This window comes from Burkholderia sp. E168m23 (genome assembly GCF_016586125.1).
In the GTDB taxonomy this organism is placed as follows: domain Bacteria; phylum Pseudomonadota; class Gammaproteobacteria; order Burkholderiales; family Burkholderiaceae; genus Burkholderia; species Burkholderia orbicola.
This window is the reverse complement of record NZ_BCPP01001710.1, coordinates 1-542: the sequence shown is the minus strand read 5'-3', so window position 1 is coordinate 542 and position 542 is coordinate 1. Positions and strand designations below refer to the sequence as shown.

Annotated in this window: 1 protein-coding gene; it reads left to right on the top strand. The window is 69.0% G+C overall.

The window, feature by feature from the left end; translation table 11 throughout:
• On the top strand, nt 1–503 hold a 503-nt coding region (locus JMF90_RS39805; RefSeq protein WP_305790788.1), incomplete at its 5' end, for a flagellar M-ring protein FliF C-terminal domain-containing protein.
• Nucleotides 504–542 lie beyond the last annotated feature (39 nt).

Below are 542 nucleotides of genomic sequence, written 5' to 3'. Positions count from 1 at the left end.
ACGTGACGATGCAGCCGCTGCCGCCCGCGAAGCTCGCGCAGGTCGAACAGCTCGTGAAGGACGCGATGGGCTACGACGCGAAGCGCGGCGACTCGGTAAACGTCGTGAACAGCGCGTTCTCGACCGTGAGCGACCCGTACGCCGACCTGCCGTGGTGGCGCCAGCCCGACATGATCGCGATGGCGAAGGAAGCCGCGAAGTGGCTCGGCATCGCGGCGGCCGCGGCGGCGCTCTACTTCATGTTCGTGCGCCCGGCGATGCGCCGCGCGTTCCCGCCGCCCGAGCCGGCCGCGCCGGCGCTCGCGGCGCCGGAAGACACGGTCGCGCTCGACGGCCTGCCCGCGCCGGAAAAGGCCGCGGAAGAAGCCGATCCGCTGCTGCTCGGCTTCGAGAACGAGAAGAACCGCTACGAACGCAACCTCGACTACGCGCGCACGATCGCCCGCCAGGATCCGAAGATCGTCGCCACCGTCGTGAAGAACTGGGTGTCCGATGAACGCTGAAGGCTTGACCAAGAGCGCGCTGCTGCTGATGTCGATCGG